This window comes from Pseudomonas zhanjiangensis (genome assembly GCF_041027545.1).
In the GTDB taxonomy this organism is placed as follows: domain Bacteria; phylum Pseudomonadota; class Gammaproteobacteria; order Pseudomonadales; family Pseudomonadaceae; genus Aquipseudomonas; species Aquipseudomonas zhanjiangensis.
Window position 1 is genome coordinate 119,070 of the sequence record NZ_JBFTEG010000012.1, and the last position, 21,053, is coordinate 140,122.

Genomic DNA, 21,053 nt, shown 5'->3' on the forward strand with positions numbered 1-21,053 from the left:
TTGTGGACAAGATTCTGATCCGTGGGGCACGTACCCATAACCTGAAAAACATCGACCTGACCCTGCCGCGCGACAAGCTGATCGTAATCACCGGGCTGTCCGGCTCCGGCAAGTCCTCGCTGGCATTCGACACCCTCTATGCCGAGGGCCAGCGCCGCTACGTCGAGTCGCTGTCGGCCTATGCCCGGCAGTTCCTGTCGATGATGGAGAAGCCCGACGTCGACACCATCGAGGGACTGTCGCCGGCCATCTCCATCGAGCAGAAGTCCACCTCGCACAACCCGCGCTCGACCGTCGGCACCATCACCGAGATCTACGACTACCTGCGCCTGCTCTATGCCCGCGCCGGCATTCCGCGCTGCCCCGACCACGACCTGCCGCTGGAGGCGCAGACCGTCAGCCAGATGGTCGATCAGGTGCTGGCGCTGCCGGAGGGCAGCAAGCTGATGCTGCTGGCGCCGGTGATCCGCGAACGCAAGGGCGAGCACCTGGCGATCTTCGACGAGCTGCGCGCCCAGGGCTTCGTCCGCGTGCGGGTCGACGGCAAGCTCTATGAGTTGGACGAGCTGCCCAAGCTGGACAAACAGAAGAAGCACAGCATCGATGCGGTGGTGGATCGCTTCAAGGTCCGCGACGACCTGCAGCAGCGCCTGGCCGAATCCTTCGAGACCGCGCTCAAGCTGGCCGACGGCCTGGCCCTGATCGCCCCCCTGCCCGCCGACGGCGACAAAGAGCAGGGCGAGGTCGGCGAGGAGATCATCTTCTCCGCGCGCTTCGCCTGCCCGATGTGCGGCCATTCGATCAGCGAACTGGAACCCAAACTGTTCTCCTTCAACAACCCGGCCGGCGCCTGTCCGACCTGCGACGGCCTGGGGGTCAAGCAGTTCTTCGACAGCAAGCGCCTGATCAACGGCGAACTGACCCTGGCCGAAGGCGCGATCCGCGGCTGGGACAGGCGCAACGTCTACTATTTCCAGATGCTCGGCTCGCTGGCCGCGCATTACGGTTTCAGCCTGGAAGTGCCCTTCGACGAGCTGGGCGCTCCCGAGCAGAAGGCGATCCTGTTCGGCAGCGGCACGCAGAACGTCGACTTCCGCTACCTCAACGACCGCGGCGACATCGTCAAGCGCGCCCATCCCTTCGAGGGCATAGTGCCGAACCTGGAGCGCCGCTACCGCGAGACCGAGTCGGCCAGCGTGCGCGAGGAGCTGGCCAAGTTCCTCAGCACCCAGCACTGCCCCGACTGCCGCGGCACCCGCCTGCGCCGCGAGGCACGGCATGTCTGGGTCGGCGAGAAGACCCTGCCGGCGGTCACCGGCCTGCCGATCGGCGACGCCGCCGACTACTTCGCCGACCTGGCCCTGACCGGCCGGCGCGGCGAGATCGCCGAGAAGATCCTCAAGGAAATCCGCGAGCGCTTGCAGTTCCTGGTCAACGTCGGCCTCGACTACCTGACCCTGGACCGCAGCGCCGACACCCTGTCCGGCGGCGAGGCCCAGCGCATCCGCCTGGCCAGCCAGATCGGCGCGGGCCTGGTCGGAGTCATGTACATCCTCGACGAGCCTTCGATCGGCCTGCACCAGCGCGACAACGAGCGCCTGCTCGGCACCCTGCGCCACCTGCGCGACATCGGCAACACGGTGATCGTGGTCGAGCACGACGAGGATGCCATCCGCATGGCCGACTACGTGGTCGACATCGGCCCCGGCGCCGGCGTGCACGGCGGCCGGATCGTCGCCGAGGGCAGCGCCGCCGAGGTCATGGCCCATCCCGACTCGCTGACCGGCAAGTACCTGTCCGGGCGGGTCAAGATCGCCGTGCCGCGCCAGCGCACCCCGCGCGACTCCAAGCGTTCGCTGAAGATCAAGGGCGCCCGCGGCAACAACCTGCGCAATGTCGACCTGGATCTCCCGATCGGCCTGCTCACCTGCGTCACCGGCGTGTCCGGCTCGGGCAAGTCGACCCTGATCAACAACACCCTGTTCCCCCTCAGCGCCACTGCGCTGAATGGCGCGACCACCCTGGAGGCCGCCGCCCACGACAGCATCGACGGCCTGCAGCACCTGGACAAGGTGGTCGACATCGACCAGAGCCCGATCGGCCGCACCCCGCGCTCGAATCCGGCGACCTACACCGGGCTGTTCACCCCGATTCGCGAGCTGTTCGCCGGCGTACCCGAGTCGCGCTCGCGCGGCTACGGCCCGGGACGCTTCAGCTTCAACGTCAAGGGCGGGCGCTGCGAGGCCTGCCAGGGCGACGGCCTGATCAAGGTGGAAATGCACTTCCTGCCGGACATCTACGTGCCCTGCGACGTGTGCAAGAGCAAGCGCTACAACCGCGAAACCCTGGAAGTGAAGTACAAGGGCAAGAACATCACCGAAGTGCTGGAGATGACCATCGAGGAGGCGCGCCAGTTCTTCGATGCGGTGCCGGCGCTGGCGCGCAAGCTGCAGACCCTGATGGACGTCGGCCTGTCTTACATCAAGCTCGGCCAGAGCGCGACCACCCTGTCCGGCGGTGAGGCGCAGCGGGTCAAGCTGAGCCGCGAGCTGAGCAAGCGCGACACCGGCAAGACCCTGTACATCCTGGACGAGCCGACCACCGGCCTGCACTTCGCCGACATCCAGCAGCTGCTCGATGTGCTGCATCGGCTGCGCGACCACGGCAACACCGTGGTGGTGATCGAGCACAACCTGGACGTGATCAAGACCGCCGACTGGCTGGTGGATCTGGGCCCGGAAGGCGGCTCCCGGGGCGGGCAGATCATCGCCTGCGGCACTCCGGAAGAGGTCGCCGAGATGGCGCAGTCGCATACCGGGCACTTCCTCAAGCCGCTGCTGGAGCGCGACCGCGCCTGATACGAAGAAGCCCCGCACGGGCGGGGCTTCTTCGCTCTTCTTCTGCGCCTTTCGGCGCCGCTTTCAGCTCATGCCAGATCGAAGCGATCCAGGTTCATCACCTTGGTCCAGGCGGCGACAAAGTCCTTGACCAGCTTCTCCTGGCCATCGGCGCTGGCGTAGACCTCCGCGTAGGCGCGCAGCACCGAATTGGAGCCGAACACCAGGTCGTTGCGAGTCCCGGTGTATTTCACCTTGCCGCTCTGGCGGTCCTTGCCCTCGAAGGTCTCCGCCTCGGCATCCAGCGCCTGCCACTCGGTGTCCATGTCCAGCAGGTTGACGAAGAAGTCGTTGCTCAGCACCCCTGCCCTGTCGGTGAACACGCCATGCTGACTGCCGTCGTGATTGGCGCTCAGCACGCGCAAGCCGCCGACCAGTGCAGTCATCTCCGGCGCGCTCAGGGTCAGCAGTTGCGCCTTGTCGATCAGCATGGATTCGGTCGGCACACCGAGCTTGCCCCTGCTGTAGTTGCGGAAACCGTCGGCGAAGGGTTCGAGCGGCTCGAACGACTCGATGTCGGTCTGATCCTGGCGGGCATCGACACGACCCGGCGCGAAAGGCACCTCGATATTCACGCCGGCGGCCTTGGCAGCCTGCTCCACACCGACATTGCCCGCCAGCACTATCACGTCGGCCAACGAAGCCTTGCCGGACGCCTGCTGAATCGCCACCAGCTTGGGCAGGGCCTGGATCGCGCGCCGATTGACCGCCCAGTCCTTCTGCGGCGCCAAAGCCAGGCGCGCACCGTTGGCGCCGCCGCGCTTGTCGCCGCCACGGAAGGTCGAGGCCGAGGCCCAGGCCACCGAGACCAGATCGCCAACCGACAGGCCACAGTCGGCAATCTTGGACTTGAGGTCGGCGATATCGGCCGCACTCGGATCGTGCGTGGCGGCCGGCAACGGGTCCTGCCAGATCAAATCCTCTTGCGGCACTTCCGGGCCGAGGTAACGGGCCTTGGGGCCCAAGTCGCGGTGGATCAGCTTGTACCAGGCGCGCGCGAAGGCGTCGGCGAAAGCGTCCGGGTCGTCACGGAAGCGCTTGGAGATCTTGCCGAACGCCGGGTCGAAACGCAGGCTCAGGTCGGTGGTGAGCATGGTCGGCTTGTGGAACTTGCCCGGCACATGGGCATCCGGAATGTTCTCCGGCGCATCCTTGGCCACCCACTGCTTGGCGCCGGCAGGCGACTGGGTCAGCTCCCACTCATACTTGAACAGGTTTTCAAAGAAGTTATAGCTCCACTGATTCGGGGTCTGAGTCCAGGTGACCTCGATGCCGCTGGAGATGGTGTCCTTGCCGTGACCAGAGCCGTAGTCGCTCATCCAGCCCAGGCCCTGGGCCTCCATCGGCGCCGCTTCGGGTTCCGGCCCCTTGTGCGACTCGGGCGCCGCGCCGTGGCACTTGCCAAAGGTATGACCACCGGCGATCAGGGCGACGGTTTCCTCGTCATCCATGGCCATGCGGCTGAAGGTCTCGCGGATGTCCTTGGCCGCAAGCATATAGTCGCCGCTGGCGTTGGGCCCCTCAGGATTCACATAGATCAGGCCCATATGGGTCGCGCCGAACGGCGCACTCAGCTCGCGGTCGTCGCTGACCCGCTCCGGATCGACGCCGAGCCAGGCGGTCTCCGCCCCCCAGTTGACGTCCAGGTCCGGCTCCCAGACATCTTCGCGCCCCGCACCGAAACCGAAGGTGCGAAAGCCCATGGACTCGAGCGCCACATTGCCGGCGAGGATCAGCAGATCGGCCCAGGAAATCTGCTGGCCGTATTTCTGCTTGATCGGCCAGAGCAGACGGCGGGTCTTGTCGATATTGACGTTGTCCGGCCAGGAGTTCAGCGGGGCGAAACGCTGCTGGCCGCGACCGCCGCCACCGCGACCGTCGGTGATGCGATAGGTGCCGGCGGCGTGCCAGGCCATACGAATGATCTGCGGACCGTAATGACCGAAGTCGGCCGGCCACCAGTCCTGGCTGTCGGTCATCATCTTGGTCAGATCCGCCTTGAGCGCCTGGTAGTCGAGTTTCTTGAATTCTTCGGCGTAGTTGAACGTCTCGCCCAGCGGATTGGACTTTTCAGAATGCTGATTCAGCAGGTCCACACGCAACTGGTTCGGCCACCAATCCTTGTTGGTCGTGCCGCCGCCTGCCACGTGGTTGAAGGGGCATTTACCTTGGTTCGCCATTATTCTCTCCTATCTCCTCATCGGGTCGGACCCATCGACTGCGGCCGACGATGAAACAAGCCTAGACCCGCTTTGGCTGGCGAACCAATTTATGAAGCGCAACTGCTCGATAGCTATTTTCTTTCAGCTCAGAAACGAAAAACGGGCCGCCTGGGCCCGTTTTTCTTGCTCGCCCAGTTCAGGCGACGAGTAGAAAACCGACAAACGCCAAACCTGCCGCCATCAGGGCATAGGGCAACTGGGTCAGCGCATGACTCATCAAATTGCAGCCCGAACCCTGAGCCGCCAGCACAGTGGAGTCGCTGTAGAAGCAAGCTTGACTGCCAAACGCAGAAGCCGACAGCAGTGCCCCTATCACCAGCGGGATATTGGCCTCCAGCGAATAAGCCAGAGGCATCACGATCGGGATAGTCACGGCAAAGATGCCCCAGGAAGACCCCGTGGCGAAGGCCAGCACGGCCATGGCGACGAACACCAGGGCCGGCAGCAGGTCGGCGGTCATGTAGGGCGTGAGCGAATCGACGACGTACTGCGGCAGCAGCAACTGGTCGCAGACGTCCTTGAAAATGAACGCGGCGATCACGGTACCGATGGCTGGGAGCATGGTCTTGAAGCCATCCATCATCTGCTCGAGCATCTCGCCCAGGGGCATCAGGCCCTGCACCAGATAGAAGGGTACGACCAGCATCAGGGTGGCGAGCATGCCCATCCAGACATCGATGTCGAAGTACAGGGTGAAGCCAACCAGCGCCAACAGTGGCACCAGGAAGTTGTGCAGCATGCCACCGTCCTTGTCGGCGCTCTCGAACTCCTCCTCGATCGACTTCATCGCGAAGTTATGTTCGGGATTCAGCTCACCGACCAGCATGGCGCCAGCCGAACCGTGGCGTGCGAGCATCTCGGCCTTGCGCATCGGTCCGATCGCAGGGACCAGGCCCGCGGCCACCAGTACCACCAGCAGCACCGAGATCCAGGCATAGAACATGTACGGAATGGCCTGCATGTAGACGCCAATGCCCTGGCCGGCCTCGGCAATACCGTTGTTCTCCAGCAGGCCACCGAAGAATACCGCCCAGGTCGACAAGGGAACCAGTACGCAGACAGGCGCAGCGGTGGAGTCGACGACGTAGGCCAGCATCTCGCGGGAAACCTTGAAGCGATCGGTGACCCGCTTCATGGTTTCGCCGACGGTCAGCGCATTGAGGTAGTCATCGACGAAAATCACCAGACCCAGCACGCAGGTCATCAACAGCGAGGAACGGCGCCCCTTGGCCAGCTTGAGTGCAGCGCGGCCGAAGGCCAGCGCCCCGCCGGTACGTACCAGCAGCGCGATCAGCGCGCCGAAGCTGCCACAGACCAGAATCAGCCAGCCAATGGTTTCGTCCTGCATCACCTTCAGCGATATCTCGGCAAAACTGCCGAGGGCGGCGCCTGGGGACAACAGCAGCAGACCGGAGACGGCGCCAAGCACCAGGGCCAGGATCGGCCGGCGCAACCAGACGGCCAGAATCAGTACGACAACAGGGGGGATCAAACTCACAGCGTTAGGTTCAGACATGATGTGCAATTGTTCTTGTAGGGGCCGAAGAACGGCGGGATCAGAGACGGGGGAAACCTTACCCGAGCCTCGCCATGCACACAATATCAAACGCGACGTGCGGAATATTATTCGCTACAAAGACAAAAAAACCGGGCCAAGGCCCGGTTTTTTCTACAACCTACAACTTACTCGGCAGCTTCTACTGCGCCGCCGACCGGACGGTCGACCAGCTCAACATAAGCCATCGGAGCATTGTCGCCAGCGCGGAAACCGCACTTGAGGATACGCAGGTAGCCGCCCTGACGGGTGGCGTAGCGCTTGCCCAGGTCGTTGAACAGCTTGCCGACGATGGCTTTCGAACGAGTACGGTCGAAGGCCAGGCGGCGGTTAGCAACGCTGTCTTCCTTAGCCAGAGTGATCAGCGGCTCGGCAACGCGGCGCAGCTCTTTGGCTTTCGGCAGAGTAGTTTTGATCAGCTCATGCTCGAACAACGATACCGCCATGTTCTGGAACATGGCCTTGCGGTGTGCGCTGGTGCGGCTGAGGTGACGGCCACTTTTACGATGACGCATGGTTCAATTCCTTACCAAACTCACGTTCGGTGATGATGACGATCAGGCAGTCGCCTTATCGTCTTTCTTCAGACTTGCCGGCGGCCAATTGTCGAGGCGCATACCGAGGGACAGACCGCGAGAAGCCAGAACATCCTTGATCTCGGTCAGGGATTTCTTGCCCAGGTTCGGCGTTTTCAACAGTTCTACTTCGGTGCGCTGAATCAGGTCACCGATGTAGTAAATGTTTTCTGCCTTAAGGCAGTTTGCCGAACGCACGGTCAATTCCAGGTCGTCGACCGGACGCAGCAGGATCGGATCGATCTCGTCTTCCTGCTCGACCACCACCGGCTCACTGTCACCCTTGAGGTCGACGAACGCTGCCAACTGCTGCTGCAGGATGGTAGCGGCACGACGGATGGCCTCTTCAGGATCCAGGGTACCGTTGGTTTCCAGATCGATGACCAGCTTGTCCAGGTTGGTACGCTGCTCGACGCGAGCGTTTTCCACCACGTAAGCCACGCGACGCACAGGGCTGAACGAAGCGTCGAGCTGCAAGCGACCAATGCTGCGGCTCTCGTCTTCGTCGCTCTGGCGAGCGTCGGCCGGCTCATAGCCGCGACCACGAGCTACGGTGAGCTTCATGTTCAGCGCGCCATTGGCGGCCAGGTTGGCAATTACGTGATCGCCATTGACGATCTCGACATCATGATCCAGCTGAATATCGGCAGCGGTTACTACACCCGAGCCCTTCTTCGCCAGAGTCAGTGTCACTTCGTCACGACCGTGCAGCTTGACAGCCAGACCTTTCAGGTTGAGCAGGATTTCAATTACGTCTTCCTGAACACCTTCGATGGCACTGTACTCGTGGAGCACGCCATCAATCTCGGCCTCGACTACTGCACAGCCAGGCATGGAGGACAACAGGATGCGGCGCAACGCGTTGCCCAGGGTGTGGCCGAAACCGCGCTCGAGAGGCTCGAGCGTGATCTTGGCGCGGGTCGGACTAACCACCTGCACATCGATGTGGCGGGGGGTCAGGAACTCATTTACCGAAATCTGCATGGATACACCTATTTCTAGCCCTTACTTGGAGTAGAGCTCGACAATCAGGCTTTCGTTGATGTCGGCGGACAGATCGCTGCGAACCGGAACGCTCTTAAACACACCGGACTTCTTCTCAGCGTCTACTTCTACCCATTCAACGCGGCCACGCTGGGCACACAGCTCCAGCGCTTGAGCGATGCGCAGCTGGTTCTTCGATTTCTCGCGAACAGCAACCACGTCACCAGCTTTAACCTGGTAGGACGGAACGTTTACGGTCTGACCGTTGACGCTGATCGCTTTGTGCGAAACCAGCTGACGGGACTCGGCACGGGTAGCGCCGTAGCCCATACGGTAAACCACGTTATCCAGACGGCACTCCAGCAGCTGCAGCAGGTTTTCGCCGGTGGCGCCCTTCTGGCTGGCAGCTTGCTTGTAATAACCGCTGAACTGACGTTCAAGCACGCCGTAGATACGACGAACTTTTTGTTTCTCGCGCAGCTGGGTACCGTAGTCGGACTGACGGCCACGGCGCTGGCCGTGAATACCTGGGGCTGCTTCGATGTTGCACTTCGACTCCAGAGCGCGAACGCCGCTCTTCAGGAACAGATCAGTGCCTTCACGACGAGACAGTTTGCATTTGGGACCAATGTAACGAGCCATTTCTCACTGTCTCCTGATTACACGCGACGCTTCTTCGAAGGACGGCACCCGTTATGCGGGATGGGCGTCACATCGGTGATGCTGGCGATCTTGTAACCGCAGCCGTTCAATGCACGGACAGCGGACTCACGACCCGGACCGGGACCCTTGACGTTCACGTCGAGGTTCTTCAGGCCGTATTCCAGCGCAGCTTGACCAGCACGCTCAGCGGCCACCTGGGCAGCGAACGGGGTGCTCTTACGCGAGCCGCGGAAACCCGAACCACCCGAGGTAGCCCAGGACAGGGCATTACCCTGACGGTCAGTAATGGTCACGATGGTGTTGTTGAAAGACGCGTGGATATGGGCGATCCCATCCACCACTGTCTTTTTGACTTTCTTACGAGTACGAGCAGCAGGCTTAGCCATGACTTAATTCCTGTCGATACGCGGGCGCAATTACTTGCGGATCGGCTTACGCGGGCCCTTACGGGTGCGCGCGTTGGTCTTGGTACGCTGACCGCGGACCGGAAGGCCACGGCGATGACGCAGGCCGCGGTAGCAACCCAGGTCCATCAAGCGTTTGATTTTCATGTTCACTTCACGGCGCAGATCACCTTCGGTATTCACCTTGGCGACTTCACCACGCAGCTGCTCGACCTGCTCGTCAGAGAGATCCTTGATTTTTGCCGCCGGGTTGACGCCGGCTGCCGCACAGATTTTCTGGGCGGTGGTGCGACCGACACCATAGATGTAGGTCAGCGAGATAACAGTGTGCTTGTTATCCGGAATGTTTACGCCTGCAATACGGGCCATTCAGTGGAACTCCAATTGACAGCTACCTACGCCCCGGAAGCCAAGAAATAGGGCGCGAGATATTAACGCTGTAGAAACAAATAATCAACCCGGCAGCGCACTAGCTGCCGGGCTTATCAAGCTTCAATCACACTCAGCCTTGGCGCTGCTTGTGACGCGGTTCCGCGCTGCAAATCACCCGTACAACACCTTCGCGACGGATAATCTTGCAGTTGCGGCACAGCTTTTTCACCGATGCACGAACTTTCATCACCAACTCCTCGAACCTTATGGACACTTCAGCGCATCATGCCGCTGCCGTAGCCCTTCAGGTTGGCTTTCTTCATCAGGGATTCGTACTGGTGCGAAACGAGGTGCGATTGTACTTGCGACATGAAGTCCATCACAACCACCACCACGATCAGCAACGAGGTCCCGCCAAGGTAGAACGGTACGTTGGCCGCCACCACCAGAAACTGGGGCAACAAGCATACGGCCGTCATGTACAGAGCACCGAACATGGTCAAACGAGTCAACACGCCATCGATATAGCGCGCGGACTGCTCGCCCGGACGGATACCCGGAATAAAGGCACCGGACTTCTTCAGGTTTTCCGCTACGTCTTTCGGGTTGAACATCAACGCTGTATAGAAGAAGCAGAAGAACACGATCCCTGCACTAAACAGCAAAATGTTCAACGGCTGACCAGGAGCGATAGCCTGCGAAATATCCTGCAGCCAGCCCATACCTTCGGACTGACCGAACCAGGAACCCAGCGAGGCCGGGAACAACAGAAGGCTGCTGGCGAAAATAGCCGGGATAACCCCCGCCATGTTCACCTTCAACGGCAAGTGGCTGGTCTGCGCAGCAAAGACCTTGCGGCCCTGCTGACGCTTGGCATAGTGCACCGCGATGCGACGCTGACCACGCTCAATGAACACCACGAAACCGATGATCGCTACTGCCAGCAAACCGATGGCGATCAGAGCGAAAATATTGATATCGCCCTGCCGAGCAGACTCGAAAGACTGCCCGACCGCCGACGGCAGACCGGCCACGATGCCCGCAAATATCAGCATCGAGATACCGTTGCCAACACCGCGCTCGGTGATCTGCTCGCCCAGCCACATCATGAAGATCGCGCCCGCCACGAAGGTGGTGACCGCAACGAAGTGGAAGCCGAAATCGACCGAAAACGCTACGCCCTGACTGGCCAGACCAACGGACATGCCGATGGCCTGAACGAACGCCAGGACGAGAGTGCCGTAGCGGGTGTATTGGCTGATCTTACGACGACCAGCCTCACCTTCCTTCTTCAACTGCTCCAGCTGCGGACTAACAGCGGACATCAGCTGCATGATGATCGACGCCGAGATGTACGGCATGATCCCCAATGCAAAGATGCTCATCCGCTCCAGCGCACCGCCGGAAAACATGTTGAACAAGCTAAGAATGGTCCCCTCATTCTGTCGGAACAGGTCCGCCAGCCGGTCAGGGTTTATCCCGGGAACTGGGATGTGTGCGCCGATTCGGTAGACGATAATCGCCATGAACAGAAAACGCAGTCGAGCCCAGAGCTCGGATAACCCGCCGTTGCTGAGCGCTGAGAGAGCACCTTGCTTAGCCATTTATTCCTCGAACTTACCGCCAGCTGCTTCGATAGCCGCACGCGCACCTTTGGTGGCAGCGATACCTTTAAGGGTGACAGCACGAGTAACCTCACCGGACAGCATGACTTTCACACGCCGTACATGTTGGTTAACCAGGTTGGCATCCTTCAGCGCTTGCAGGGTGATTACGTCGCCATCGACCTTGTTCAGCTCGGAGGTACGCACTTCGGCGCGATCCATAGCCTTCAGGGACACGAAGCCGAACTTGGGCAGACGACGGTGCAGGGGCTGCTGGCCGCCTTCGAAACCCGGAGCAATGGTGCCACCGGAACGGGAGGTCTGACCCTTGTGGCCACGGCCACCGGTCTTACCCAAACCGCTACCGATACCACGGCCCGGACGGTGCTTCTCGCGACGGGAACCCGGCGCAGGACTCAAATCGTTCAGGTACATGGATTAACCCTCCACGCGCAGCAGGTAATAAGCCTTGTTAATCATGCCGCGATTTTCCGGGGTATCCAGAACCTCAACGGTGTGATTAATGCGGCGCAGGCCCAGGCCCTTGACGCAAGCTTTGTGATTGGCCAGACGGCCACTCACGCTCTTGATCAGCGTGACTTTAACGGTATTAGCCATGGTTAGAGAATCTCCTCGACGCTCTTGCCACGCTTGGCTGCGACGGACTCTGGAGACTGCATAGCCTTCAGACCTTTGAAAGTGGCATGAACCACGTTCACCGGGTTAGTCGAGCCGTAGCACTTGGCCAGAACGTTCTGCACACCCGCCACTTCCAGCACGGCGCGCATAGCGCCGCCAGCGATGATGCCGGTACCTTCCGAAGCCGGCTGCATGAACACCTTGGAGGCGCCATGACCAGACTTCATCGCGTATTGCAGCGTGGTGCCGTTCAGATCAACCTGGATCATGTTGCGACGAGCAGCTTCCATCGCCTTCTGGATGGCGGCCGGCACTTCACGGGATTTGCCACGGCCGAAACCGACGCGACCCTTACCATCACCCACCACGGTCAGCGCGGTGAAAGTGAAGATACGGCCACCCTTAACGGTTTTGGCTACGCGGTTAACCTGTACCAGCTTCTCGATATAACCTTCGTCGCGCTTTTGGTCGTTATTTGCCATAACTTAGAACTCCAGCCCGCCTTCACGAGCAGCATCAGCCAGCGCCTTGACGCGGCCGTGGTACTTGAAGCCGGAACGGTCGAATGCGACCTGAGTCACACCGGCGGCTTTCGCACGCTCGGCAACCAGCTCACCAACTTTCTTGGCTGCGTCGACGTTGCCAGTGGCGCCATCACGCAGTGCTTTGTCCAAGGTCGAGGCGCTGGCCAGAACCTTGCCGCCGTCGGCCGAAATGACCTGGGCGTAGATGTGCTGCGAAGAGCGATACACGCACAGACGCACGACTTCGAGTTCGTGCATTTTCAGGCGTGCTTTGCGAGCGCGACGCAGTCGAGTAACTTTTTTGTCGGTCATTTGCTATGCCCTACTTCTTCTTGGCTTCTTTACGGCGGACGACTTCGTCAGCGTAACGAACACCTTTGCCCTTATAAGGCTCAGGACGACGGAAGTCACGAATCTCCGCAGCAACCTGGCCCACCAGTTGTTTATCGACACCCTTGATCAGGATTTCGGTCTGGTTAGGGGTTTCGGCAACGACGCCTTCCGGCAGTGCGTATTCGATCGGGTGGGAGAAGCCGAGCGCCAGAGAAAGGACCTGACCTTTGGCTTGCGCCTTGTAACCGACACCTACCAGCTGAAGCTTGCGCTCAAAGCCAGCGCTGACGCCGATCACCATGTTGTTTACCAGCGCACGAGTGGTGCCGGCCATGGCGCGAGTCTGCTGGTCGCCATTGCGAGCGGCAAAACGCAGCTCACCAGCTTCCTGGACGACTTCAACGGACGAGTGAACATTCAGTTCAAGAGTACCCTTGGCACCCTTCACCGAAAGCTGCTGACCGGCGAGCTTGATCTCTACACCAGCGGGCAGCGTAACGGGGTTCTTAGCAACGCGAGACATGCTTATCCCCCCTTAGAACACTGTGCAAAGCACTTCGCCGCCGACACCGGCAGCGCGCGCAGCGCGGTCCGTCATCACACCCTTGTTGGTGGAGACGATGGAAACACCGAGACCGCCACGAACTTTCGGCAGATCATCGACGGATTTGTACTGGCGAAGGCCGGGACGGCTCACGCGCTTCACTTCTTCGATAACCGGACGGCCTTCGAAGTACTTCAGCTCGATGGACAGCTGCGGCTTGACTTCGCCGCTGATCTGATAACCCGCAATATAACCTTCGTCTTTCAAAACTTTGGCTACAGCCACCTTCAACGTGGAAGACGGCATGCTTACGACGGACTTTTCAGCCATCTGGGCATTACGGATACGAGTTAGCATGTCCGCTAACGGGTCCTGCATACTCATGGGCTAGACGCTCCTGATACAAAAAGAATTAGCCTTGCGGCTACAGCCACCTACAAACCGGGGGAAAACAAACCCCAGGCTCAGGCGAGCCGAACATTCTAGAGACTGCTCAAAAATGAATCAAGCCCCAATGGGGCCTGATTCACATAAAGACAAAGCCGGCACTAGGCCGGCTTCGTTTGTTACCAGCTGGCCTTGACCAGACCCGGCACATCACCACGCATCGCCGCTTCACGCAGCTTGATACGGGACAGCCCGAACTTGCGATAAACGCCGTGCGGACGACCGGTTACGCGGCAGCGGTTGCGCAGGCGCGAGGCGCTCGCGTCACGCGGCTGCTTCTGCAGAGCGACCTGAGCCTCCCAGCGCGCTTCCGGACTGCTGTTCGGATTGGCGATGGTGGCCTTCAGCTCAGCACGCTTCTTGGCGTACTTAGCTACCGTCTGCTGACGCTTCAGCTCGCGGTTCTTCATGCTCATTTTAGCCATGATCCAACTCCAGTCAGTTGCGGAACGGGAAGTTGAAAGCACGCAGCAACGCGCGACCTTCATCATCCGTCCGAGCAGTGGTGGTCAGGGTAATATCCAGACCGCGCAGGGCATCGATCTTGTCGTAATCGATCTCCGGGAAGATGATCTGCTCCTTCACGCCCATGCTGTAGTTGCCACGACCATCGAAGGACTTGGCATTCAGGCCGCGGAAGTCACGCACGCGCGGCAGGGAGATGGACAGCAGACGATCCAGGAACTCGTACATGCGCTCACGACGCAGGGTTACCTTGACGCCAATCGGCCAACCTTCACGGAGCTTGAAGCCTGCAATCGACTTACGGGCATGAGTCACGACGACTTTCTGACCGGTGATCTTTTCCAGGTCGGCAACAGCGTTCTCGATGACTTTCTTGTCACCGATCGCTTCGCCCAGGCCCATGTTCAGGGTGATCTTGGTGATGCGCGGAACTTCCATCACGTTCGCAAGCTTCAGGTCTTCCTTCAGCTTCGGCGCGATTTCATTCCGATAAATCTCTTTCAGTCGTGCCATGGTCTTCTACCTAGCAGTGTTCAAGCATCAACCGCTTTTTGGGTCGACTTGAAGACACGAATTTTTTTACCGTCCTCAACCTTGAAACCAACGCGGTCAGCCTTGTTGGTTTCACCGTTGAAAATGGCAACGTTGGAAGCGTGCAGCGGCGCTTCTTTCTCGACGATACCGCCTTGAACGCCCGACATCGGGTTCGGCTTGGTGTGGCGCTTGACCAGGTTGATCCCGCCAACGACCAGACGGTCGTCAGCGAGAACCTTGAGCACCTTGCCACGCTTACCTTTGTCTTTGCCGGCGATCACGATGATCTCGTCGTCACGACGAATCTTTTGCATGTCGGATCTCCTTACAGCACTTCAGGGGCGAGCGAGACGATCTTCATGAACTTCTCGGAACGAAGCTCACGGGTCACGGGCCCAAAGATACGGGTGCCGATCGGCTCTTGCTTGTTGTTCAGCAGAACAGCAGCGTTGCCGTCAAAGCGAATGATCGAACCGTCGGCACGGCGAACGCCGTGACGGGTGCGGACTACGACTGCAGTCATCACCTGGCCTTTCTTCACCTTACCGCGCGGAATTGCTTCCTTGACGGTCACCTTGATGATGTCACCGATGCCAGCGTAGCGGCGATGCGAGCCACCCAGCACCTTGATGCACATTACGCGACGCGCACCACTGTTGTCGGCCACATCGAGCATGGATTGAGTCTGAATCATATAATTTCTCCGACCCTTAGCCCTTAGACTTCCACTGCGCGTTCGAGAACTTCAACCAGTGCCCAAGACTTGGTCTTGGCCATCGGACGGGTTTCGCGAATGGAAACCTTGTCGCCGATGTGGCACTGATTGCTTTCGTCGTGCGCGTGCAGCTTGGTCGAACGCTTGACATATTTGCCGTAGATCGGGTGCTTGACGCGACGCTCGATCAATACGGTGATGGTCTTGTCCATCTTGTCGCTGACAACACGGCCGGTCAGCGTACGGACTGTTTTTTCGGCTTCAGCCATGATCACTTACCTGCCTGCTGGTTGAGCACAGTTTTCACACGAGCGATGTCGCGCTTAACTTGCGAGAGCAGGTGAGACTGCCCCAACTGGCCAGTTGCCTTCTGCATGCGCAGATTGAACTGGTCGCGCAGCAGGCCGAGCAACTGCTCGTTCAACTGCTGTGCTGATTTTTCACGAAGTTCATTCGCTTTCATCACATCACCGTCCGCTTAACAAAGGTGGTGGCGAGCGGCAGCTTTGCAGCAGCCAGGGCGAATGCCTCACGCGCCAACTCTTCGGAAACGCCTTCGATTTCGTACAGGACCTTGCCTGGCTGAATCTGGGCTACCCAATACTCCACGCTACCCTTCCCTTTACCCATCCGCACTTCGAGAGGCTTCTTGGTAACCGGCTTGTCCGGGAATACGCGAATCCAGATCTTCCCGCCACGCTTAACGTGACGAGTCAGAGCACGACGAGCGGACTCGATCTGGCGGGCGGTGAGACGACCGCGGGCGACAGACTTCAGCGCGAATTCGCCGAAGCTGACCTTGCTACCGCGCTGAGCCAGGCCACGGTTGTGGCCGGTCATCTGCTTGCGGAACTTCGTACGCTTTGGTTGCAACATTTGGCGTACCCCTTATTTAGCAGCTTTTTTACGAGGCGCAGGTGCTTGCGGCTTCAGCTCTTCATGGCGACCACCGATCACTTCGCCTTTGAAGATCCAAACCTTGACACCGATCACACCGTAGGTGGTGTGCGCTTCGTACGTGGCATAGTCGATATCGGCACGCAGGGTGTGCAGCGGCACACGACCTTCGCGATACCATTCGGTACGGGCAATCTCTGCACCGCCCAGACGACCGCTCACTTGGATTTTGATGCCCTTGGCACCAATGCGCATGGCGTTCTGTACAGCGCGCTTCATGGCGCGACGGAACATCACACGACGCTCCAGCTGCTGAGCTACGCTCTGCGCAACCAGCATACCGTCGAGCTCCGGCTTGCGGATCTCTTCGATATTGATGTGCACCGGCACACCCATTTGCTTGGTCAGGTCCTGACGCAGCTTCTCAACATCTTCACCTTTTTTGCCGATCACGATACCGGGACGGGCGGTGTGGATGGTGATGCGTGCGGTTTGAGCCGGACGAGCGATGTCGATACGGCTAACGGACGCGCTTTTTAATTTGTCTTGGAGATACTCACGCACCTTCAGATCAGCGAACAAATAGTCCGCATAAGTCCGACCGTCTGCATACCAGACAGAGGTGTGATCCTTGACGATTCCCAGGCGAATGCCAATGGGATGTACTTTCTGACCCATCTGATCGACTCCGTTACTTGTCCGCAACCTTGACAGTGATATGGCAAGACCGCTTGACGATGCGATCAGCGCGGCCCTTGGCACGCGGCATGATTCGCTTCAGCGAACGCCCTTCGTTGACGAAAACGGTGCTGACCTTCAGGTCATCTACGTCTGCGCCTTCGTTATGCTCGGCGTTGGCAACGGCCGACTCCAGCACTTTCTTCATGATCTCGGCGGCTTTCTTACTGCTGAAAGCCAGAACGTTGAGCGCCTCGCCCACCTTCTTCCCGCGGATCTGGTCGGCGACCAAGCGGGCTTTCTGGGCGGAGATTCGAGCGCCCGACAACTTAGCGGCTACTTCCATTTCCTTACCCCTTAACGCTTGGCTTTCTTGTCTGCCACGTGCCCACGATAGGTGCGGGTAGCAGCAAACTCGCCGAGTTTGTGGCCGACCATGTCTTCGTTCACCAGAACCGGGACATGTTGACGACCGTTATGTACAGCGATGGTCAGACCGACCATCTGCGGCAGGATCATCGAACGGCGCGACCAGGTTTTCACCGGCTTGCGATCGTTCTTCTCCACCGCCACTTCGATCTTCTTCAGTAGGTGAAGATCAATAAAAGGACCTTTTTTCAGAGAACGTGGCACTGTCGTATCCCTCTATTTACTTGCGACGACGGACGATCATGTTATCGGTGCGCTTGTTACCACGAGTCTTCGCGCCCTTAGTCGGGAAGCCCCATGGAGACACCGGATGACGACCACCAGAGGTACGACCTTCACCACCACCGTGTGGGTGGTCGACCGGGTTCATGGCAACACCACGAACGGTCGGGCGAACGCCACGCCAGCGCTTGGCACCGGCCTTACCCAGCGAACGCAGGCTGTGCTCGGAGTTCGAGACTTCGCCCAGGGTCGCACGGCACTCGGCCAGGACTTTACGCATTTCACCGGAACGCAGACGCAGGGTCACGTAGACGCCTTCACGAGCGATCAGCTGAGCCGAAGCGCCAGCGGAGCGAGCGATCTGAGCACCCTTACCCGGCTTGAGCTCGATACCGTGAACGGTCGAACCAACCGGAATGTTACGCAGCTGCAGGCTGTTACCGGCCTTGATCGGCGCCATGATACCGGCCACCAGCTGATCGCCAGCGCTCACGCCCTTGGGGGCGATGATGTAGCGACGCTCGCCGTCTGCGTACTTCAGCAGAGCGATGTGAGCAGTACGGTTCGGATCGTATTCGATGCGCTCGACAGTGGCAGGAATGCCATCTTTGTCGTTGCGGCGAAAATCGACCAGACGATAGTGCTGCTTGTGGCCACCACCGATATGACGGGTGGTGATACGACCATTGTTGTTACGACCGCCGGACTTCGACTTCTTCTCGAGCAGCGGAGCGTAAGGAGCGCCTTTGTGCAGCTCCTGATTGACCACCTTGACCACAAAACGGCGGCCAGCGGAAGTCGGTTTGCATTTAACGATTGCCATGATGCACCCCTTCCTTACTCAGCACTGCTGGCGAAATCGAGATCTTGGCCCGGCTGAAGGGAGATAACCGCCTTCTTCCAGTCGTTACGCTTGCCCAGACCGCGAGCGGTGCGCTTGCTCTTACCCAGAACGTTCTGGGTAGTCACATGCTCGACCTTCACGTTGAACAGGCTTTCGACGGCCTTCTTGATTTCCAGCTTGGTTGCATCGGTTGCAACCTTGAAAACGAATTGGCTTTTCTTGTCAGCCAGAACCGTGGCCTTCTCGGAGACGTGCGGGCCCAGCAGCACTTTAAATACGCGTTCCTGGTTCATCCCAGCAGCTCCTCGAATTTCTTCACGGCAGAAACGGTGACCAGCACCTTTTCGTACGCGATCAGACTGACCGGATCGGAACCCTGCACGTCACGAACGTCGACATGCGGCAGGTTACGTGCAGCCAGGTACAGATTCTCGTCAACAGCGTCGGACACGATCAGAACGTCGTTCAGACCCATGCCATTCAGCTTGCCCAACAGCTCTTTGGTTTTCGGCGCTTCTACGGAGAAGTCCTGAACCACGACCAGACGATCACTGCGCACCAGCTCGGCAAGAATCGAGCGCAAGGCTGCGCGGTACATCTTCTTGTTCAGCTTTTGCTCGTGATTCTGCGGACGGGCCGCAAAGGTCACACCACCGCCACGCCAGATCGGACCACGAGTGGTACCGGCACGGGCACGACCGGTGCCCTTCTGACGCCAGGGGCGCTTGCCGCCACCCGACACGTCGGAGCGGGTCTTCTGCTGCTTGCTGCCCTGACGGCCGCCGGCCATGTAGGCCACAACTGCTTGGTGTACCAGGGTCTCGTTGTAATCGCCGCCGAAAGTCGCTTCGGACACTTCGATCGCTTGAGCGCCATTTACATTTAATTGCATGTCAGCTTCCCCTTAACCGCGAGCCTTGGCTGCCGGACGCACAACCAGGTTGCCGCCAGTAGCGCCAGGAACGGCACCCTTGACCAACAGCAGGTTGCGTTCAGCGTCGACGCGCACTACTTCCAGGGACTGCACAGTCACGCGCTCAGCACCCATGTGACCGGACATTTTCTTGCCCTTGAATACGCGACCCGGAGTCTGGCACTGGCCAATGGAGCCCGGAACACGGTGGGACACGGAGTTACCGTGAGTGTTGTCTTGGCCGCGGAAGTTCCAACGCTTGATGGTACCGGCAAAGCCTTTACCCTTGGACTGACCGGTGACATCCACCAGCTGACCAGCTTGGAAAATTTCAGCGTTGATCAGATCGCCAGCCTGGTAATCGCCCTCTTCAAGACGGAATTCCCAGACACCACGACCTGCCGCGACGTTCGCCTTGGCGAAGTGACCGGCCTGAGCCTTGCTGACTCGAGAAGCACGACGCTCACCGACAGTGACCTGCACTGCGCGATAGCCATCGGACTCTTCGGATTTGAACTGGGTGACGCGATTCGGCTCGATCTCAATGACCGTAACCGGAATGGAGACACCTTCTTCGGTGAAAATGCGGGTCATGCCGCACTTACGACCGACTACACCAATAGTCATGTTGTAACCTCATGAGTGTACGGGGCTTTCACCCGCTATGGCCGCCCATTTCAGAGCGTTACACGACTAAAACCCCAAGGTCTTAGCCGAGGCTGATCTGCACTTCCACGCCAGCCGCAAGATCGAGCTTCATCAGCGCGTCAACGGTTTTATCCGTTGGCTGGACGATGTCCAGAACACGCTTATGAGTACGGATCTCATACTGATCCCGAGCGTCTTTGTTGACGTGCGGAGAAGTCAGTACGGTGAACCGCTCTTTGCGGGTAGGCAGAGGAATCGGACCACGCACCTGAGCACCAGTACGTTTCGCGGTTTCCACGATTTCCTGGGTTGATTGATCGATCAGGCGATGGTCAAAAGCCTTCAACCGAATACGGATTTGTTGGTTTTGCATTTTGACCTCTGATTCCAAGCTGCTATTCCCAACGGACACAATACGCCCGTTAAAAGGAGGCGCAATTCTATAGACGCCCCCCACGAGTGTCAACCCAATAAAAAAGCCCCCGCAAGCGGGGGCTTCTTGTAGATCTATCGATTACTCGATGATCTTGGCAACCACGCCGGCGCCAACGGTACGGCCGCCTTCGCGAATCGCGAAGCGCAGGCCATCTTCCATGGCGATCGGAGCGATCAGGGTGACAACCATCTTGATGTTGTCGCCCGGCATTACCATCTCAACGCCTTCTGGCAGTTCGCAGTTACCGGTCACGTCAGTGGTACGGAAGTAGAACTGCGGACGGTAGCCCTTGAAGAACGGGGTGTGACGCCCACCTTCTTCCTTGGACAGCACGTACACTTCGCCTTCGAACTTGGTGTGCGGCTTGATGGTGCCCGGCTTAGCCAGAACCTGACCACGCTCGACGTCATCACGCTTGGTGCCACGCAGCAGCACACCAACGTTCTCGCCAGCGCGACCTTCGTCGAGCAGCTTGCGGAACATCTCAACACCAGTACAGATGGTCTTGG

32 protein-coding genes are annotated in these 21,053 nt (G+C 59.4%); 1 reads left to right on the forward strand and 31 read right to left on the reverse strand.

The window, feature by feature from the left end; all coding sequences use genetic code 11:
• Positions 1 to 2 precede the first annotated feature (2 nt).
• Complete coding sequence (uvrA, locus tag AB5S05_RS15605) at positions 3 to 2,858, forward strand: excinuclease ABC subunit UvrA (RefSeq protein ID WP_369288439.1); 2,856 nt, start codon at positions 3 to 5, stop codon at positions 2,856 to 2,858.
• A gap of 68 nt (positions 2,859 to 2,926) precedes the next feature.
• Here uvrA and katG read toward each other — a convergent pair whose 3' ends face one another.
• The 31 genes from katG to AB5S05_RS15760 form a co-directional block, all read right to left on the reverse strand.
• The gene (gene katG, locus AB5S05_RS15610; protein WP_369288440.1) at positions 2,927 to 5,077 is read right to left on the reverse strand and encodes a catalase/peroxidase HPI; all 2,151 of its coding nucleotides are present in this window, start codon (positions 5,075 to 5,077) and stop codon (positions 2,927 to 2,929) included.
• Between the two features lie 178 nt (positions 5,078 to 5,255).
• A complete protein-coding gene (locus tag AB5S05_RS15615) occupies positions 5,256 to 6,617 on the reverse strand; it encodes a Na+/H+ antiporter NhaC family protein (RefSeq protein WP_369288441.1) in 1,362 nt (453 codons plus the stop codon).
• Between the two features lie 185 nt (positions 6,618 to 6,802).
• Positions 6,803 to 7,189: a 50S ribosomal protein L17 gene (rplQ, locus tag AB5S05_RS15620; protein WP_042552930.1), complete on the reverse strand. Its 387-nt coding sequence runs from the start codon at positions 7,187 to 7,189 to the stop codon at positions 6,803 to 6,805.
• A 42-nt stretch (positions 7,190 to 7,231) separates the two neighbouring features.
• Positions 7,232 to 8,233: a DNA-directed RNA polymerase subunit alpha gene (locus tag AB5S05_RS15625; RefSeq protein WP_369288442.1), complete on the reverse strand. Its 1,002-nt coding sequence runs from the start codon at positions 8,231 to 8,233 to the stop codon at positions 7,232 to 7,234.
• A 21-nt stretch (positions 8,234 to 8,254) separates the two neighbouring features.
• Entirely contained in the window at positions 8,255 to 8,875 is a 621-nt protein-coding gene (rpsD, locus tag AB5S05_RS15630) for a 30S ribosomal protein S4 (protein WP_369288443.1), read from the reverse strand.
• Between the two features lie 17 nt (positions 8,876 to 8,892).
• Complete coding sequence (gene rpsK, locus AB5S05_RS15635) at positions 8,893 to 9,282, reverse strand: 30S ribosomal protein S11 (RefSeq protein WP_013789773.1); 390 nt, start codon at positions 9,280 to 9,282, stop codon at positions 8,893 to 8,895.
• Between the two features lie 30 nt (positions 9,283 to 9,312).
• Positions 9,313 to 9,669, reverse strand: a complete 357-nt coding sequence (gene rpsM, locus AB5S05_RS15640; protein WP_369288444.1) for a 30S ribosomal protein S13 — start codon at positions 9,667 to 9,669, stop codon at positions 9,313 to 9,315.
• 133 nt (positions 9,670 to 9,802) lie between these two features.
• Entirely contained in the window at positions 9,803 to 9,919 is a 117-nt protein-coding gene (gene rpmJ / locus AB5S05_RS15645; protein WP_002555468.1) for a 50S ribosomal protein L36, read from the reverse strand.
• Between the two features lie 28 nt (positions 9,920 to 9,947).
• Positions 9,948 to 11,276, reverse strand: coding sequence for a preprotein translocase subunit SecY (secY, locus tag AB5S05_RS15650; RefSeq protein WP_369288445.1), 1,329 nt, complete (start codon positions 11,274 to 11,276; stop codon positions 9,948 to 9,950).
• The gene (gene rplO / locus AB5S05_RS15655) at positions 11,277 to 11,711 is read right to left on the reverse strand and encodes a 50S ribosomal protein L15 (protein ID WP_369288446.1); all 435 of its coding nucleotides are present in this window, start codon (positions 11,709 to 11,711) and stop codon (positions 11,277 to 11,279) included.
• Positions 11,712 to 11,714: 3 nt separating this feature from the next.
• Complete coding sequence (rpmD, locus tag AB5S05_RS15660; RefSeq protein WP_090444984.1) at positions 11,715 to 11,894, reverse strand: 50S ribosomal protein L30; 180 nt, start codon at positions 11,892 to 11,894, stop codon at positions 11,715 to 11,717.
• Positions 11,895 to 11,896: 2 nt separating this feature from the next.
• Complete coding sequence (gene rpsE, locus AB5S05_RS15665) at positions 11,897 to 12,397, reverse strand: 30S ribosomal protein S5 (protein WP_119892025.1); 501 nt, start codon at positions 12,395 to 12,397, stop codon at positions 11,897 to 11,899.
• Positions 12,398 to 12,400: 3 nt separating this feature from the next.
• Positions 12,401 to 12,751, reverse strand: a complete 351-nt coding sequence (gene rplR, locus AB5S05_RS15670) for a 50S ribosomal protein L18 (protein WP_369288447.1) — start codon at positions 12,749 to 12,751, stop codon at positions 12,401 to 12,403.
• A 10-nt stretch (positions 12,752 to 12,761) separates the two neighbouring features.
• The gene (gene rplF / locus AB5S05_RS15675; RefSeq protein WP_369288448.1) at positions 12,762 to 13,295 is read right to left on the reverse strand and encodes a 50S ribosomal protein L6; all 534 of its coding nucleotides are present in this window, start codon (positions 13,293 to 13,295) and stop codon (positions 12,762 to 12,764) included.
• Positions 13,296 to 13,307: 12 nt separating this feature from the next.
• Positions 13,308 to 13,700: a 30S ribosomal protein S8 gene (gene rpsH, locus AB5S05_RS15680; RefSeq protein WP_069519903.1), complete on the reverse strand. Its 393-nt coding sequence runs from the start codon at positions 13,698 to 13,700 to the stop codon at positions 13,308 to 13,310.
• Between the two features lie 182 nt (positions 13,701 to 13,882).
• Entirely contained in the window at positions 13,883 to 14,188 is a 306-nt protein-coding gene (rpsN, locus tag AB5S05_RS15685; RefSeq protein ID WP_369288449.1) for a 30S ribosomal protein S14, read from the reverse strand.
• Positions 14,189 to 14,201: 13 nt separating this feature from the next.
• Positions 14,202 to 14,741 carry a 50S ribosomal protein L5 gene (rplE, locus tag AB5S05_RS15690; protein ID WP_369288450.1) on the reverse strand — a complete coding sequence of 180 codons (540 nt, stop codon included), beginning with the start codon at positions 14,739 to 14,741 and terminating at the stop codon, positions 14,202 to 14,204.
• A gap of 20 nt (positions 14,742 to 14,761) precedes the next feature.
• The gene (gene rplX / locus AB5S05_RS15695; RefSeq protein ID WP_009397501.1) at positions 14,762 to 15,076 is read right to left on the reverse strand and encodes a 50S ribosomal protein L24; all 315 of its coding nucleotides are present in this window, start codon (positions 15,074 to 15,076) and stop codon (positions 14,762 to 14,764) included.
• Between the two features lie 11 nt (positions 15,077 to 15,087).
• Positions 15,088 to 15,456 carry a 50S ribosomal protein L14 gene (gene rplN, locus AB5S05_RS15700; RefSeq protein WP_003243907.1) on the reverse strand — a complete coding sequence of 123 codons (369 nt, stop codon included), beginning with the start codon at positions 15,454 to 15,456 and terminating at the stop codon, positions 15,088 to 15,090.
• 23 nt (positions 15,457 to 15,479) lie between these two features.
• Positions 15,480 to 15,746: a 30S ribosomal protein S17 gene (gene rpsQ, locus AB5S05_RS15705; RefSeq protein ID WP_255837035.1), complete on the reverse strand. Its 267-nt coding sequence runs from the start codon at positions 15,744 to 15,746 to the stop codon at positions 15,480 to 15,482.
• A 2-nt stretch (positions 15,747 to 15,748) separates the two neighbouring features.
• Entirely contained in the window at positions 15,749 to 15,940 is a 192-nt protein-coding gene (gene rpmC, locus AB5S05_RS15710; RefSeq protein ID WP_002555481.1) for a 50S ribosomal protein L29, read from the reverse strand.
• The gene (rplP, locus tag AB5S05_RS15715; RefSeq protein ID WP_042552939.1) at positions 15,940 to 16,353 is read right to left on the reverse strand and encodes a 50S ribosomal protein L16; all 414 of its coding nucleotides are present in this window, start codon (positions 16,351 to 16,353) and stop codon (positions 15,940 to 15,942) included. Before rplP ends, rpmC begins: the two co-directional genes overlap by 1 nt.
• Positions 16,354 to 16,365: 12 nt before the next feature.
• A complete protein-coding gene (gene rpsC, locus AB5S05_RS15720; RefSeq protein WP_262184403.1) occupies positions 16,366 to 17,052 on the reverse strand; it encodes a 30S ribosomal protein S3 in 687 nt (228 codons plus the stop codon).
• Between the two features lie 13 nt (positions 17,053 to 17,065).
• On the reverse strand, positions 17,066 to 17,398 hold the full coding sequence (gene rplV, locus AB5S05_RS15725; RefSeq protein ID WP_369288451.1) for a 50S ribosomal protein L22: 333 nt from the start codon (positions 17,396 to 17,398) through the stop codon (positions 17,066 to 17,068).
• An 11-nt stretch (positions 17,399 to 17,409) separates the two neighbouring features.
• Positions 17,410 to 17,685 carry a 30S ribosomal protein S19 gene (gene rpsS / locus AB5S05_RS15730; protein WP_090444963.1) on the reverse strand — a complete coding sequence of 92 codons (276 nt, stop codon included), beginning with the start codon at positions 17,683 to 17,685 and terminating at the stop codon, positions 17,410 to 17,412.
• 16 nt (positions 17,686 to 17,701) lie between these two features.
• The gene (rplB, locus tag AB5S05_RS15735) at positions 17,702 to 18,526 is read right to left on the reverse strand and encodes a 50S ribosomal protein L2 (RefSeq protein WP_369288452.1); all 825 of its coding nucleotides are present in this window, start codon (positions 18,524 to 18,526) and stop codon (positions 17,702 to 17,704) included.
• A 14-nt stretch (positions 18,527 to 18,540) separates the two neighbouring features.
• Entirely contained in the window at positions 18,541 to 18,840 is a 300-nt protein-coding gene (gene rplW, locus AB5S05_RS15740) for a 50S ribosomal protein L23 (RefSeq protein ID WP_369288453.1), read from the reverse strand.
• A complete protein-coding gene (gene rplD, locus AB5S05_RS15745; RefSeq protein ID WP_369288454.1) occupies positions 18,837 to 19,439 on the reverse strand; it encodes a 50S ribosomal protein L4 in 603 nt (200 codons plus the stop codon). Before rplD ends, rplW begins: the two co-directional genes overlap by 4 nt.
• 12 nt (positions 19,440 to 19,451) lie before the next feature.
• A complete protein-coding gene (rplC, locus tag AB5S05_RS15750; protein ID WP_369288455.1) occupies positions 19,452 to 20,087 on the reverse strand; it encodes a 50S ribosomal protein L3 in 636 nt (211 codons plus the stop codon).
• 82 nt (positions 20,088 to 20,169) lie between these two features.
• Positions 20,170 to 20,481, reverse strand: a complete 312-nt coding sequence (rpsJ, locus tag AB5S05_RS15755; protein WP_013789756.1) for a 30S ribosomal protein S10 — start codon at positions 20,479 to 20,481, stop codon at positions 20,170 to 20,172.
• A 141-nt stretch (positions 20,482 to 20,622) separates the two neighbouring features.
• Positions 20,623 to 21,053 (reverse strand): EF-Tu C-terminal domain-related protein (locus tag AB5S05_RS15760; RefSeq protein WP_369288456.1); only part of this gene is annotated, 431 nt, incomplete at its 5' end.